Consider the following 14,318-nt stretch of genomic DNA (forward strand, 5'->3'; position numbering starts at 1 on the left):
CCAGGAGCACTCCTGGCATTTGTACCCGGTGACGAACTCCGTGACGCTCGGCATGTACCCGACGTTGATGACGTCGCCGCTAGCCCCTGCCACTGGTTGCCCGAGAGACAAAGAGTGTATCCTGAGTCAGTCAACGATAGGGTTTGGTTGAGGGGGGCGATTTCAGAGTTGAGTAAATAGCTGTTGGACGTCAACAATGTCAACACTGCCATCACCGTTAAAATCGAAGGCCTCTGGATTGTTCTGGATAGTTTCATCATCGAGATTGGCAAATAGCGCTTGGACGTCAACGAGATCGAACCTGCCGTCACCGTTGATGTCCTCGTACAGACCGTCTCCGTCGGGGTCGGTTGGCGAATTTTCGAAGTTACCGATAGGTGAGAGACGCTCTTCTTGAACCGTGAGGACGACTGTGGCGAGATCCGTTCCTGCGTTGTCCGAATGGACTCGCAGATCGACTGACTGACTGCCGGATCCGTCTCCGACGACGTGGAGGCTGAATTCAACTTTTTCAGAAGCACCCAGCGCGCCAATCGTGTGGCTCTCAGTATCAGGAGTAATCCCATTGGTAGATCCGATCCGTATATCAACACCATCGGCGGTCGCCTCACCCACATTTGTGACCGTCGTCCTGATTGCGGTCTCTTCATCTACAGAGATCGATCGTCGATCGACTGAATCGACAGTAAGACGCACTGACGGCGGGATTTCGGATGTGTCAATCACTTTTTGCGTTGAGGAAGTCTTTTCTACAAGTCGCTTTTCTGCGTCCAACAATTCGTCAATAAGGGCCTGTGCGACATCAGTCACCGCCACAAGTCTCTCTTCAGCTACTAGCTCTTCATGTGTTTCGACTACCGTAGTTACCACTGTTAGCAATAGCGCCCGAAGGAACTGTGTACCACCGCCCAGCCCAGAAAACTCGTTCAGCTTTGAGGCCTCCTCTAACGATACACCCTCCTGTTTGACAGCAAGATACAGCGCCCGTGACTGCTGGATCCGTACGACCTCGTCTCCACGACGAGTTCGATATTTCTCCTCTAGCTCTGTCGCCGTCGAACGAGCCGATTCAAACTCTCCGTTCGACAACTCGGAAGAAAGTGTTTCTAGAAGGGTCTCGGGCGAGGTACTCATGCGAACTCACCCCATCGATCCTCTGTCGGATCAAGACCTTCCAGTACGCTATCAATATCTGGTACGAGAGTATCGATATCCGCAAGCGATATCGGATCTCCGCGTTGGATGCCAGCAATTCCCCAGGCGTGAGTCGTCATCATGAGACGGATCGAGAACTCTCCAACATATTTTCCGATGATCTGAACTGTAGTTATAGCCAAGGACGCTTTTGGCAAGAGACCCAGCGAGACGAGGGTCACGGCATCCACCGTTGAAATGGCATCGCCATTGAGGATTCCATCAATGAGATCGAATACGTTCTCGAGAATTCCAGGAATGTCTATTCTTTCGTTCAGCTCAAAAAGGAACGTATCCGCCGTGGAGGCTATTTGATCAAGTAGCTCCTCGGCGTCGTCGTGTGCGTCCATCATCCCCTGTTTCGTTCCGTCGAGGCCCTGATTAACGAGGGATTCGGCTTTCAGCTCCTTGTTAAGGTAGTCCAAGCTACTTTCGACGTTAGCAAACGAATCAATGAGGGTAAACTCGGGTCCACTGCGGGGGACGAATCCACCTCCCGTTTCAATGGTTTGCATGATGGTGAGGTTTGCTACAGTCGCCGAAACGCTATCCGAGATGAAGACAAAAAAGCTCTCGAAATCGTCGAATTCAGCATCGAGGATCCTGTCGTATCCCTCCTGAACGATAGAGTTGATCTCCGAGAGAGCTTCGCATTGCATCGCCTGGGAAAACGTGTAGCCAATCAGTTCCCCGATCGCCGTATCCAGTTTCTGACGAAGCATATCTGCGTTCGGAATGAGGTAGCCGAATCGGGAGTCCGCGACGACGTCGACGAGTGCGAGTTGGCTCAACGCTAGCGAAACTCCCAGATCGATCGAGAACCGTGTCGTATCGACGGCGATATTCGCCTCTTCTACGCCCTCTATCGCCGTCTCGTCGCTGGTGTTGATCAACAGATTGTGTGAGATCTCTTCGCCAAGCCTGAGTCGTGTGGTGGCATCTTCTGCGACCTCATTGTGGATCTCACCGTCGTAGAGCGACTCCCTGTGTCCCGAAATGACCGATTTCACGTCTTCCAGCTCTGAGAGGTAGATAGCCACCTCATCGATATCCTCTGCCACACCGAGTTTCGACTTCACGGCTGTTTCAAACTCAGTGAAACCCCTGTCAAACACGTATGTCGAACCCACCTCCTCACCACTCGAGTCCGAGTCATCCGGAACCCCTACATAGGCAGCCTTCCCGTCAAGCGCAACCCAAGTGCTTGTCCTTTCGAGATCATCGCTATTGTCGACAACGAGTTTCGCTTGCTGTGTCCAGGTGTCATCTATCCGCCTAAAAACGTACGCTGCGCCCATTGCCTCGCCTCCAATACAGACACTGTCTCCATCCAGCGCAACCGACGCTCCGAATTGGTCACCGGTTACTAAATCGTCGTCGACGAGTTCTGCCTGCTGAGTCCACGTACCGTCTGACCGTCTGAACACGTACGCCGAGCCTGCTTCCGAGTTATACCCCGCGGACCCTACCAGCGCAGTCCCATCGTCAAGAGCGACGGAGCTACCGAAACGGTCAAACCTCCTGTCGAGATAAGCCTCGTCGGTGACGAGTCTTTCCTGCTGTGTCCACACGCCGTCTGCCCGTCTGAATACGTACGCCGAGCCCACTTCGGAATCGTACTCAACCGGAGCTCCGATAAGAGCGGTCTCACCATCTACTGCGACTGAGGTTCCGAACCATTCGGACTGAAAACCCTCTTCGTCGGAGACAAGCTTTGCCTGCCGTGTCCACGTACCATTCGATCGCTCAAACACGTACGCCGACCCCAATTCAGTATCACCCGAAACCGTGTCACGAGACGCTCCTATCAGAGCGATCTCACTATCCAGCGAGACCGAGGTACCAAACTCGTCACCCTCATCACCGTCATCGGCGGTGAGCTTTGTCTGCCGTGTCCAGGTGTCATCCGATCGTCTGAACACATACGCTGAGCCTGTTCCAGCCGGATCTCCAATAAGAGCAAATTCACCGTCCAGTGAGACCGACTCGCCGAACTGGGTACTACCATCGCCGTCGTCACCAATAAGTTTCGCCTGCTGTGTCCAGACGCCATCTGAGCGTCTGAACACGTACGCTGAACCCTCTCCTGGTGCCCCTATCAAAACAGAGTCGGCCGTCAGTGCGACCGACTTTCCGAAAGAGTCACCGCTCTCACCATCATCGGCAAACAGCTTCGTCTGTTGTCTCCAGTCGCTCGTCGTCTGGGATATGATCGACTGCTGTGTGGTGGCTGAGTTCCCGGTTTGGCTAGCTGTACCACCCACACCCTGTGCTGTCGATCCAACTGCACCGATCGTTCCCAGTATTTGGAGAAGGCTACGACGTTGTAGCGCTTCAGACGATGCCCCCGTACTATCCGTTCGTACTTTCCCTGTGTTGATCCCCGAGTTGTCCTGCTCGCTCATACGGAAATTCCGTATCTTTATTCTGTGGATCCTATATTGTTATACGGTCAACATTTTATCAGGACCATCAATATGTGTGTTTAATGATATTATACCAGCCGGTGGGAGCTATTATCATAACTCGGAGTTCGAAGCTAGGTCCGCGTGTAGTACTGTGTTCGCACCAGCAGAGAGCCCAAACCTGTCGGTATGAGGCCCTATTCGTCCCGGTCTGTAGTTTTCCAGGAGCACTCCTGGCATTTGTACCCGGTGACGAACTCCGTGACGCTCGGCATGTACCCGACGCTGATGACGTCGCCGCCGCAGTCGGGACACTCGCGGTCGGCATCGGCGATGTCCTCGGCTTCGAGGACCGACTCCCCTTCGACCAGTTCCGCGAGCGTTTCCGGCGTCACCATCCGACCCTGCACGACGCGATTTGACATACCCGACCTATGCGACGGAGCTACCTAAAACCCGTCAAGCCGGTCGGGACCGCGCGGACGGATCGTGGCGAGACGAACTGCCCGGTGACGCGATCCGTGTCACAGCCACGGCGCGCGGGAGTCGTCCTCGGTGAACGGGGTCGACGGCTCCTCGCCGTCCCCGTCGTCGCCGGTCGCGGTCACCGCCACGTCGTCGACGGGACCCCCGGGAGCGTCCGGCACGTCCAACGGCGGATCGGTCGGTTCCGGCTCCGTCGGATCGACGGCGTCCGCTCCGGAGCCGTCGTCGGGAGTACCCCCGTCGTCGACGTCCGCCGGATCGTCGCCCTCGTCGGTGTCGTCCGACGCGTCCGGAGCCCCGACGCCGTCGGCGTTCGGGTCGTACGCGAACAGCGCGGTGACGCCGAGCACCGCCAGCGCGATGGGCACCTCCGTCTGCATCAGGCCGAACGGCCGCAACAGGATGGGAAGCGCGAGCACGCCGAGCGCGACGGCCGACCCGAACCGGAACCGGTCGATGTCGACGCGGCCGCGCAGGTGCGGGGACATCAGTGCGACCGAGAGCGCGAAGCCGACGCCGATGACAGCGGCGGCGGTGCCGTTCACGACGTACTCCGTCGACGTCTCGATCGCGAAGCCGGTCGGGTCGAAGCTCGCGACGAGCCCCAAGCCGATGATGACCGCGGGGCTCGGGAGGTACTTGCCGAACTCGGCACTGGCGGTCTTCGCGGCGATGGACAGGATGACGAGCCCGGCGAACCGCTCGAAGATGGCGAGTTCCAGGAACCCGCGGAGGGTGGGCGCGAACGCCGCTTCGATGGCTGCGACCGGGACGATCACCGCGCCGATGAGCAGGATCGAGACCACCATCTCCCGGCGGGTGCCGTCCATCTCCGCGAGGATCACGGCGATCATCGCGGAGCCGCCGAAGATGAGGATCCCGGTCTCGACGACGCCCGCCGCCGATCCGAGCACGCCGGCGACGACGAGCGCAGGGAAGATGCCGTCGACGAGCGGCAACGCCATTACCGTCGCGAGTAGCTTCGTCGCGCCACCCACCTGCTGCTCTAAGCGGAGCGCGACGGGGTGACGTGAGACGCTCATTCAGGGATGATGCCCGTGACCGTGGGGCACACGGCGGGAAGCGGGCGACCTCCGATGACCGATCCAGCCATCGGAGTCGGAGCCGACCTCGGTCCGACGAGTCCGTGTAAAGACGGTGTGCGTATTGCCGGCTGTAAAGGGCGTGCCGAGTTCGAGCGTCGGCTGGCCGGCGATACGCACGTTCACGGGACTGTCGGAGTCCATACCCGTAGTACGTGTTGCGCGTGGGTTAAACGTTGTGTGAGGAACGATCGCACGACCCGGTCGTTTTGAAATCTATATTTATATATCCGGGTGAAGGATCGTAGGTGATCTCTCGTACTATTCGAAGATACGCCGGTAAACAGATACTATGAGGAGCGATCCAGATCACGATTATCCGAACGCGGTCATCGACTCCACGGCGACCGCCGGTCGCCACCGGTGTCGCCGAACCGGATCCATCCACGATCCTGATCAACCAGACGCGATCGAATGTGAATTCACAGCACATCCGTGCTGACTCGCAACGTTTTTGATTCCGCTCTCACGACGGTTTACATGGCGACAGATTCCGACCGGTTCTCGGCGAAACTCGACGTACCGGAAGCACTGACGTTCGACGACGTACTGCTCCGTCCCATGGAGAGCCGCGTCGAACCCGACGACGCGGACCTCTCCTCCCGCGTCTCGAAGAACGTCGAACTGAACCTCCCGGTCCTCTCGGCGGCGATGGACACGGTCACCGAGAGCGACCTCGCGATCGCGATGGCCCGCGAGGGCGGTCTCGGCGTGCTCCACCGGAACATGACCGTCGAGGAGACGGCCGCGGAGGTCGAACGCGTCAAACGCGCCCACGAGCTCGTCATCCGCCGCGAGAACGTCGTCACGGTGTCGCCGGACGACACGGTACGGGAGGCCGACCGGCTGATGGAACACGAGGGCGTCTCCGGCGCGCCCGTCGTCGACGACGACGACGTCGTCCTCGGCATCATCTCCGGAACGGACATCCGCCCGTACCTCGAGGTCGGCGAGGAGGACGCGGTCAGGGAGGCGATGACCGACGAGGTGATCACCGCCCCCGAGTCCGTCGACGCCCGCGAGGCGCTCGAGTTGATGTACGACCACAAGATCGAGCGCGTCCCCGTCGTGGACGGCGGCGACCACCTGGTCGGGCTGGTGACGATGCAGGGCGTGCTACAGCGGCGCGAGCACGAACAGGCCACCCGCGACGAGGACGGTCGCCTGCTCGTCGGCGTGGCCGTCGGCCCCTTCGAGGAGGAGCGCGCCGTCGCCGCCGACGAGGCCGAGGCCGACGTGGTCTTCATCGACTGTGCGCACGCACACAACCTCAACGTGCTCGAATCCGCCGAGGCGATACAGGGGACCGTCGAGGCCGACGTCGTCGTCGGAAACGTCGGCACGCGGGAGGCCGCCGAGGCGGCCGTCGACTTCGCGGACGGGCTCAAGGTCGGCATCGGGCCGGGGTCGATCTGTACCACTCGCGTCGTCAGCGGCGCGGGGATGCCACAGATCACCGCCGTCTCCGAGGTCGCGGACGTGGCGAGCGACCACGACGTGCCGGTCATCGCCGACGGTGGGATCCGCTACTCCGGCGACGCGATCAAGGCGATCGCCGCCGGGGCCGACGCGGTCATGCTCGGGTCGTACTTCGCCGGCACCGAGGAGGCCCCGGGACGCGTCATCACCATGCAGGGGAAGAAGTACAAACAGTACCGCGGGATGGGTTCCGTGGGGGCGATGAAGTCCGGCGGCGGCGATCGCTACCTCAAGGACGACGACGGCGACGAGGAGTTCGTCCCCGAGGGCGTCGAGGCGGCGACCCCGTACAAGGGAACCCTCGCCTCGGAGCTCCACCAGCTCACCGGCGGCATGCGCTCCGGGATGGGGTACGTCGGGGCGAACACGATCCCGGAGGTCCACGAGACCGCCCGGTTCGTCCGCGTCTCCAGTGCCGGTCAGACGGAGGGCCACCCACACGACGTGATGATCACCGACGAGGCGCCGAACTACAGCCCCACGGAGTGAGTACTCGGCGGAGTGTGTCCGCTCCCCGCTGACGTGTGGTGTGACCGCTCCCCGTGGACGTGTTGTGTGACCGCTTCCCGCGCGTGTGTGGCGGGATCCCACGCGTTGGACTTAATGCCTACCTACCTCTGTACGGAGACATGGACGCATCCGAGCTGTGTCGGGTGTTGCGTGACGCCGGCCTCTCCAGATACCGATCGCAGGCGTACACCGCGTTGCGCCAGTTCGATACGGCGAGCGCGACTGAGCTCGCGGACGAAAGCGGCGTCCCCGCCGCGCGGATCGACGACGTCCTCCGGGACCTCGAGGAGAAGGGATACGTCGAGACGGACGACGGCGACACGCTTCGGACCCGTGCGTCGGAACCCGACACCATCCTCTCGGAGTTGAGACGGCGCGCGGAGGAGCTCCCCGAGGCCGCCGACGATTTCGAGACGCGCTGGGAGGCCCCGGGGTTAGAGCACCACCGTATCGACATCGTCACCCGGTTCGATACGGTCTTCGAGCACGCGCGTGAGGCCATCACCGGGGGCGAAACGGATACAGGTGGCGGTGACGCCGGAGAACGTCGACGCGCTTCGAGAGTCGTTGGCGACCGCCCACGACGGGGCGATAGTGAAAGCCTCGATCCACACGGCGGACGGCAACGACGAGGCCCCGACGGAGTACGAGGGGGTCGCGACCGAGGTCCGTCACCGGATGCTTCCGACGCCCTTCGTCGCCATCGCGGACCGAACCGTCACGGGATACGACGGACCCGAAGAGACAGTTCTCGGTGGGGTCGACGCGTGACCGGGTCTGAACGTCCGGTACCCGTGCGCGTCCACGGTGGCCACGGTTCTCTGTCGGGATCGAAGAGGTATTTTAATATAGTCCGCGGCGAGACGAAACGTGTGAGCGAACTCGTCGTCGCTCGGGTGACCCATGAGTGAACAACCGCCGCTCGTCCTCATCGTGGAGGACGAACCCGATCTGGCAGACTTGTACGCCGCCTGGCTCGGCGACGAGTACCGGGTTCGGACGGCGTACGGTGGTCACGAGGCGCTCGAAACCGTCGACGAACTCGACGACGACGTCGACGCGATCCTTCTGGACCGGCGGATGCCCGGCCTCTCCGGAGACGAGGTCCTCACAGCGGTCCGGGAACGCGGGATCGACTGCCGTGTCGCGATGGTGACCGCCGTCGAACCCGACTTCGACATCCTCGAGATGGGCTTCGACGACTACCTCGTCAAACCGGTCGCGAGCGAGACCCTCAAAGAGACCGTGGAAGGGCTCCTCCGACGTGGAACGTACGATAGCGGCGTCCAAAACCTGTTCTCGTTGACCTCGAAGAAGGCGATGCTCGAGGCCGAAAAGAGCGCCAGCGAACTCGCCGACAACGAGGAGTACCAGAAGCTGACCGCACGGATCGAGGAACTCCGCGAGGAGGTCGACCGCTCGCTCGAGGCGGTCACGGAGACGGACGACTTCGAGGGGCTCTTCAGGGAGTTCGACACCAAGGAGTGAGCCGTATCGAACCCCGTCCCGTAACCGTCCGCGGCACTATTTAAATACGGTCACGCCGAACCCACGGTCGGATGCGCGTCCGTTCCCTGCCGCTTCCCGATCGGTTCGTCGACCACTTCGCGGATCGAGGGATCCGCGAGCTGTTCCCGCCGCAGGTCGCCGCCGTCGAGGCCGGGGTCTGTGACGGCGCGAACGTCGTCGCAGCGGTTCCGACCGCGTCGGGAAAGACCTTCATCGCGCAGACGGCGCTTTTGACCGCCGACGGGCCGGGATTGTACGTCTGTCCGCTTCGCGCGCTCGCCCGCGAGAAGTACGAGACGTTCGCGGCGTTGCCCGGCGTCGACGTGGCGATCTCGACGGGCGACTTCGACGCGACCGGCGAGGAACTCGCCGGCCACGACGTGGTGGTCGCCACGAGCGAGAAGGTCGACTCCGCGATCCGCAACGGCGCGGAGTGGGTCGACGACCTCGGGTGTGTCGTCGTCGACGAGGTCCACCTGCTCGGCGCGGAGCGGCGCGGCCCGACCCTGGAGGTGACGCTCGCGACGCTCCGCAGGCGAAACCCGGCGATACAGGTCGTCGCGCTCTCGGCGACCGTCGACAACCCCGAGGAGATCGCCGACTGGCTCGACGCGACCCTCGTGGAGTCGACGTGGCGGCCCGTCGACCTCCGCACGGGGGTCTGTGTCGACAGCGAGGTGGCGTTCGACGACGGCACGACACGCCACGTCGAGGTCGACGGCTCGGACGCCGAGCCCGTCCCTGCTGGGGCGGACGACGCCGATGAGGGCCCCGACGCGACGGAGCTCACGGCCGCCCTCGTCGTCGACGCGGTCGCGGGGGGCGGCCAGTGTCTGGCGTTCGTCCGCTCGCGGGCGGAGGCCGCGACGCTCGCCGAGCGGCTCGCCGAGGACGGGCTCGCGGAACGGATGGGGATCGTCGACGCCGCGACGGCGGTCGGCGACGACGTGGCCGACATCGACGGGACGGTGACGGGCCAGGAACTCGCGGAGTGTCTCCGGGCGGGCGTCGCGTTCCACCACGCGGGGCTCCGCGCCGACCACCGTGCTGCGGTCGAGGCGGCGTTCCGCGACCGCGAGGTCGCGTGTATCTGTGCCACGCCGACGCTCGCGGCGGGCGTGAACGTCCCGGCCCGGCGGGTCGTCGTCCGCGACCAGAAACGGTACACCGGCTCGTCGATGGAGTGGTTGCCGACGCTCGAGGTCCACCAGATGTGTGGCCGGGCGGGTCGACCGGGGCTCGACCCACACGGCGAGGCGGTCCTCGTCGGCGAGGCGTCGACCCGGGAGGAGTTGGTGGAGCGATACGTCGAGGGGGAGCCCGAGGCCGTCGAGTCCACGCTCGCAGACCCCGCCTCGCTCCGGACGCACGTCCTCTCGGCGATCGCGACGGGGTTCGCGGAGACGGAAGCGGAGATCCTCGACGTCTTCGACGGGACGTTCTACGCGCGCGAGACGGGCGCCGGCGGGCTGGCCGACGCCGTCGCCGTCGCCGTCGACGACCTCGTCGACGCGGGGATGGTCCGGCGGCGGGGGGACGCCGAGACCTACCGGATCGTCGCGACACCGGTCGGAGAGACCACCTCGAGACAGTACGTCCGCCCCGAGACCGGCGCGCGGATCGTCGAGGGACTCCGGACCGCAGTCGGGATGGAACACGCCACGACGCTCACCGTCCTCGAGGTGATCTGTGACACGCCGGACATGCAGGACACCTACCTTGGGAACCGCGAGCGCGCGGAGATGTACCGGTTCGCCCGGGCGAACGCCGCACGGTTGACGACCGGAATGGGCGAGCCGGCCGACTTCGAGGGATGGCTGGAGTCGGTGAAGACCGCGCGGATCCTCGACGAGTGGATCGGCGGCGCGACGGTCGAGGAACTGGTGGAGGCGTACCGGATCGGTCCGGGCGACCTCGATTCGCGTGTCGAGCGCGCGGAGTGGCTGTTGAGCACAGCGGAGGCGCTCGCGGAGACGATCGGCGTCTCGGTGCCGGCGGTGACGCGGGCCCGGAGTCGGATCTGAGTCGTGGACGGCGTGAAACGTGTCGGGGGGGGTGAGCCGACCGGCCGTCTCAGTCCGCGGGCTCGACCGCCCGGTGGTACGGCGTGTTCGCGATGGTCTCTCTGAGCTCCGCGAGCGAGTCGCGGCCGGCCTCGCCTGCGACGGCCATCACCGCGAACACCTCCTGTCTGGACACCTTCACTCCGCGCTCGGTCAGCGCGTCCTCGGGTCGCGAGCGGAGCTCCCGGAGGGTCCCGACCGCGAGCAGGTACGGGACCGTCCACGCCTCCATCGTGTTACCGTGGGAAAGCGGCATGGTCTCGAGGTACGCCTGGGCGTCGTCGAGGAACGACCGGGCGTACTCGGCGGTTCTGCCGACGACGCGGGCGGACGACTCGCGGTTCTCGGGGTCGATCACCGCGTCCTGGTCGACGCCCTCGTCCTCGAGCCACTTCGCGGGGAGGTAGACGTTGTTCTCCTCGGTGAAGTCGTCGTAGACGTCCTTCGAGACGTTCACGAGTTGCAAGAGGAGGCCGAACTCCTCGGCGGTCTCGCGGAGTCGACGCGCGCGCGTCTCGCCGACCTCGCCGCGCGTGAGGAGGTTCGTGATGAGGTTCCCGACCGTCCCGGCGGCGTAGTAACAGTACTGTTCGAGCTCGTCGCGGTCGCCGATCCGGAGCCCGCCCTCCTCGGCGTGGCGGTCGACGAACATCGCCATCCCGTCGACCATCTCCAGGACCGGCGGGACGATCGCCTCGCGCGCTTCGGGCTCCAAGTCCTCGAAGGTCGCGACGATCGTCGGCGACCGGGCAACGACCTCCCAGTCCGCGTTCCGCTCCTCCGGGGCGGGGAGCCACTCGTCGACGGTCGCCCGGAAGTCCCCGATGTCGGTCCCCGCGTCGGGATCGATCGCCGCCCGGTAGGTCTCGAGGACCGCGATCTGTCGCTCCGGCGGGATGTGGCCCGCGTCCTCGACGGTGTCGGCGACTCGACAGAGGAGGTAGCCGAGACAGATCTGCGAGGCCATCGGCTCCTCCAACACGTCCACGGTCAACGCGAAGGTACGGGACACGCCTTGAACCGCCCCGTGACACCACTGGAGGTCGGGCTCGGCCGTGTCGTGTTCTCGTCCGCTCATTCAGTTACCCGTCCTTACGGCACGACCCATAAAAAAGCCTCGCGGGACGCCTCGAAGGCGGACCGACCGACGTCGACACCCGTGGTCGATGGGACGATCGGGCTCGTTCGGCCGGCGTGAACTCCCTCTCAGCGTTCCGAGCCGTCGTCCGCGTCATCTCCGCCCTCCGAGTCCTCGGTGTCGTCTCCGTCCTCGGTGTCGTCTCCGTCCTCGGTGTCGTCTCCGTCCTCCGAGTTTTCGGTGTCCTCTCCGTCCTCGGTGTCGTCTCTCCCCATCTCGGATCGGTGGGGTACCGGCGCGTCCGAGGGGAACCGGTCGACCGCGTACTCGCCGGTGTCGACGCGCTCGGCAGGCTCAGAGTAGTCGCGTCCCGTCGTCGAGAGGTCGGGCCGGACCACGCCGTCGTCGGGGACGTCGACGCGCTTCTCGTCGGTTTTGCCGTGATCACCCTCACGGTCCGCGTCGCGGCTGTCGTCGAACCACTCGAAGGACGTCGTCGACTCCCGACGATCGCGGATCGCCTGCTGGAGCCGGTCGCCGAGCGCTGCCTCGAGTTCCACGACCTCGTCGACGTCGAAGTCGACCGCCGCGGCGTCGCTACCGACGAGCGAGCCGGTTCCGGCGGTGTCCGCGATCACTGTCGCCACACTCCACCGTCGCTGGAAGACCGTCCGGCTGTCGATCACGTTCTGGATCCGGTAGTACGGCACCACCCGCACGCTGCGACTCCAGAATCCGTTTCGCGTCGCGAGGTGGTCCTCCCCGAGCCAGTAGCCGCGGTGTTTCCACTTCAGGTGTGCGGCCGGCGGCACCGCGAGAAGCAGCGCTGTGGGCGCGTACCACGGGAGGTCGGCTGTCACGTACCAGTCGATCGCGAAGGCGACCCCGACGAGGACGGCGACGACGAGGGCGTACCGGACCGCGTACCGCCAGCGGATCCGCCGTGGGGGCCGCCGGAACGACGGCTCGCCGAACGACTCGATCTCGTGTGCGAGTTCGTACACACGACCGACCCTCGCGATGGGGACCGCCGCCTCGCTCCCGTACTCGCCGCCCTGTCCGGGCGCGTAACCGGCGGTCTCGATCGAGAGGGTCGCGTACCCGAGCGCGCGCTTCGCCGGGTTGTCGGAGACGGTCAGCGTCTGGACCTTCTCGGTCGGGATCGAGCCGCTGTACCGGCGGAACAGCCCGCGTTCGTACCGGAGTTCGTCGCCGGCACGTGAGAGCCGGAAGCCGTAGTAGTTCGAGAACGACACCGCCGCACCGATCGCCCACGAGACGAGGAACAGGGCCCCGACGGCGACGACCGCGACCGCACTGAGCGCGAGCGCCGAGGCGTCCGGGAGGAACCCGGACAACACGGGAACGGAGCCCGACCCCGCGAACACGAGGAGCCCGATGAGCCGGCCGTCGAACGACAGCGCCCCGACCAACGCGAGCTCGCGCGGCGAGATGGCGAACAGGTCCTCCTCGACCGGCCCCGTCGAGCCGGCGGGGGCGTCGCTCCCCTCGGCCGGCGAACTCGCCGACTTTCGCCGTTGAACCTCCCGCTGGAGCCGCGTGGCCTGCTCGGGAGTCACGAAGCGGATCGACCCCTCGGTACTCGATCCGCCCGCGGTCTCTAAGTCGACGGCGGCGACGCCGATCGCGCGCTGGATCACGCTCCGGCTCACGTCGACGTTCTGGATCCGGCGGTAGGGGATCTCCCGTTCGCGCCGCGATATCACGCCCGACCGGATGTCGAGGGTGTCATCGGTGAGTTCGTACTCGAACCGTCGGTAGTACGCCAGTTCGTACGCGCCGGCGACGAGGAGGATCGCGCCGACGGCGCCGGCGGCCGCCGGGAACCCCCAGCCGCTGTCGTTCACGACGAAGAAGAGGACGACCACGATCCCGGCGACCTTCTGGAGCGCGCGGTACGGGATCGACTGGGGCGCGAGCTTCACACCGCGTCCTCCCCGTCGGCCCGGATCGCCAGTCGCTTCAGCTCCTCGCGGAGGCCGCTCGCTCCGTCGGGCGTCAGCCCGGGGATGCGGACGTCGGCCCCGCGGGAGCCGGCGGTGTACACCACACACGAGGCCAGCCCGACCCCCCGCTCTACGGGGCCGCGTCGCGAGTCGACGTGCTGGATGCGCACGAGCGGGACCGTCGTTTTGACCTGTGTGATCACGCCGCGATCGAGGTAGAGGGCGTCCTCGCGTATCTCGTAGCTCCAGCGCCGGTAGCGGAGGAACGCGTGGGTGACGCCGAGAGCGAGGAGGGTCGCCCCGACGGCGACCGGCGCCCACTCCGGGAGGTACCCGAAGTAGAACCCGCCGGCGACGGGGGCGGTGAGTATCGCGGCTGCGAGGACGGCACGGAGGATCCAGACGACCCGGACGCGTGGATGGAGTCGCGCTGCCGTCATCGGTTCTCCTCCGTCGCGTGTCGAGCGCTCATGGTCAACCGTTGTCGACGACCGCTTATAAGATCCGGCGGAACGGAGGATGGC

Annotated in this window: 11 protein-coding genes and 2 pseudogenes; 5 read left to right on the top strand and 8 right to left on the bottom strand. The window is 64.6% G+C overall.

All coding sequences use genetic code 11. The annotated features are described in order from the left end of the window. The 5 genes and pseudogenes from DQW50_RS18440 to DQW50_RS07405 all read right to left on the bottom strand — a co-directional run. Positions 1-78, bottom strand: a pseudogene (locus DQW50_RS18440) (DUF5795 family protein); the annotation flags it as partial. An 84-nt stretch (positions 79-162) separates the two neighbouring features. Further along, a complete protein-coding gene (locus DQW50_RS07390; RefSeq protein ID WP_112078656.1) occupies positions 163-1,134 on the bottom strand; it encodes a dockerin type I domain-containing protein in 972 nt (323 codons plus the stop codon). Continuing rightward, positions 1,131-3,599: an FG-GAP repeat protein gene (locus DQW50_RS07395; protein WP_112078657.1), complete on the bottom strand. Its 2,469-nt coding sequence runs from the start codon at positions 3,597-3,599 to the stop codon at positions 1,131-1,133. Before DQW50_RS07395 ends, DQW50_RS07390 begins: the two co-directional genes overlap by 4 nt. Before the next feature lie 197 nt (positions 3,600-3,796). Further along, positions 3,797-4,024: a DUF5795 family protein gene (locus DQW50_RS07400; protein WP_112078658.1), complete on the bottom strand. Its 228-nt coding sequence runs from the start codon at positions 4,022-4,024 to the stop codon at positions 3,797-3,799. Positions 4,025-4,123: 99 nt separating this feature from the next. Then, positions 4,124-5,128, bottom strand: a complete 1,005-nt coding sequence (locus DQW50_RS07405; RefSeq protein WP_112078659.1) for a DUF5794 domain-containing protein — start codon at positions 5,126-5,128, stop codon at positions 4,124-4,126. Positions 5,129-5,668: 540 nt separating this feature from the next. Here DQW50_RS07405 and guaB point away from each other — a divergent pair. The 5 genes and pseudogenes from guaB to DQW50_RS07435 all read left to right on the top strand — a co-directional run bounded on the left by guaB (position 5,669) and on the right by DQW50_RS07435 (position 10,710). Continuing rightward, a complete protein-coding gene (gene guaB / locus DQW50_RS07415) occupies positions 5,669-7,156 on the top strand; it encodes an IMP dehydrogenase (RefSeq protein ID WP_112078661.1) in 1,488 nt (495 codons plus the stop codon). A 140-nt stretch (positions 7,157-7,296) separates the two neighbouring features. Then, positions 7,297-7,512 (top strand): annotated as a pseudogene (locus DQW50_RS18845) (helix-turn-helix domain-containing protein); the annotation flags it as partial. A 157-nt stretch (positions 7,513-7,669) separates the two neighbouring features. After that, complete coding sequence (locus DQW50_RS17855) at positions 7,670-7,948, top strand: TrmB family transcriptional regulator sugar-binding domain-containing protein (protein ID WP_157964853.1); 279 nt, start codon at positions 7,670-7,672, stop codon at positions 7,946-7,948. Between the two features lie 132 nt (positions 7,949-8,080). Further along, entirely contained in the window at positions 8,081-8,665 is a 585-nt protein-coding gene (locus DQW50_RS07430; RefSeq protein WP_112078663.1) for a HalX domain-containing protein, read from the top strand. A 71-nt stretch (positions 8,666-8,736) separates the two neighbouring features. Then, positions 8,737-10,710: a DEAD/DEAH box helicase gene (locus tag DQW50_RS07435; RefSeq protein WP_112078664.1), complete on the top strand. Its 1,974-nt coding sequence runs from the start codon at positions 8,737-8,739 to the stop codon at positions 10,708-10,710. A gap of 49 nt (positions 10,711-10,759) precedes the next feature. Here DQW50_RS07435 and DQW50_RS07440 read toward each other — a convergent pair whose 3' ends face one another. From DQW50_RS07440 to DQW50_RS07450, 3 genes are all read right to left on the bottom strand, one after another. Next, a complete protein-coding gene (locus tag DQW50_RS07440; protein ID WP_112078665.1) occupies positions 10,760-11,827 on the bottom strand; it encodes a phytoene/squalene synthase family protein in 1,068 nt (355 codons plus the stop codon). A 128-nt stretch (positions 11,828-11,955) separates the two neighbouring features. Further along, a complete protein-coding gene (locus DQW50_RS07445; RefSeq protein ID WP_112078666.1) occupies positions 11,956-13,773 on the bottom strand; it encodes a PH domain-containing protein in 1,818 nt (605 codons plus the stop codon). Further along, the gene (locus DQW50_RS07450; protein ID WP_112078667.1) at positions 13,770-14,234 is read right to left on the bottom strand and encodes a PH domain-containing protein; all 465 of its coding nucleotides are present in this window, start codon (positions 14,232-14,234) and stop codon (positions 13,770-13,772) included. The genes DQW50_RS07445 and DQW50_RS07450 overlap by 4 nt, the downstream gene beginning before the upstream one ends. Positions 14,235-14,318 lie beyond the last annotated feature (84 nt).

This window comes from Halorubrum sp. 48-1-W (assembly GCF_003287355.1).
Taxonomy (GTDB): Archaea; Halobacteriota; Halobacteria; order Halobacteriales; family Haloferacaceae; genus Halorubrum.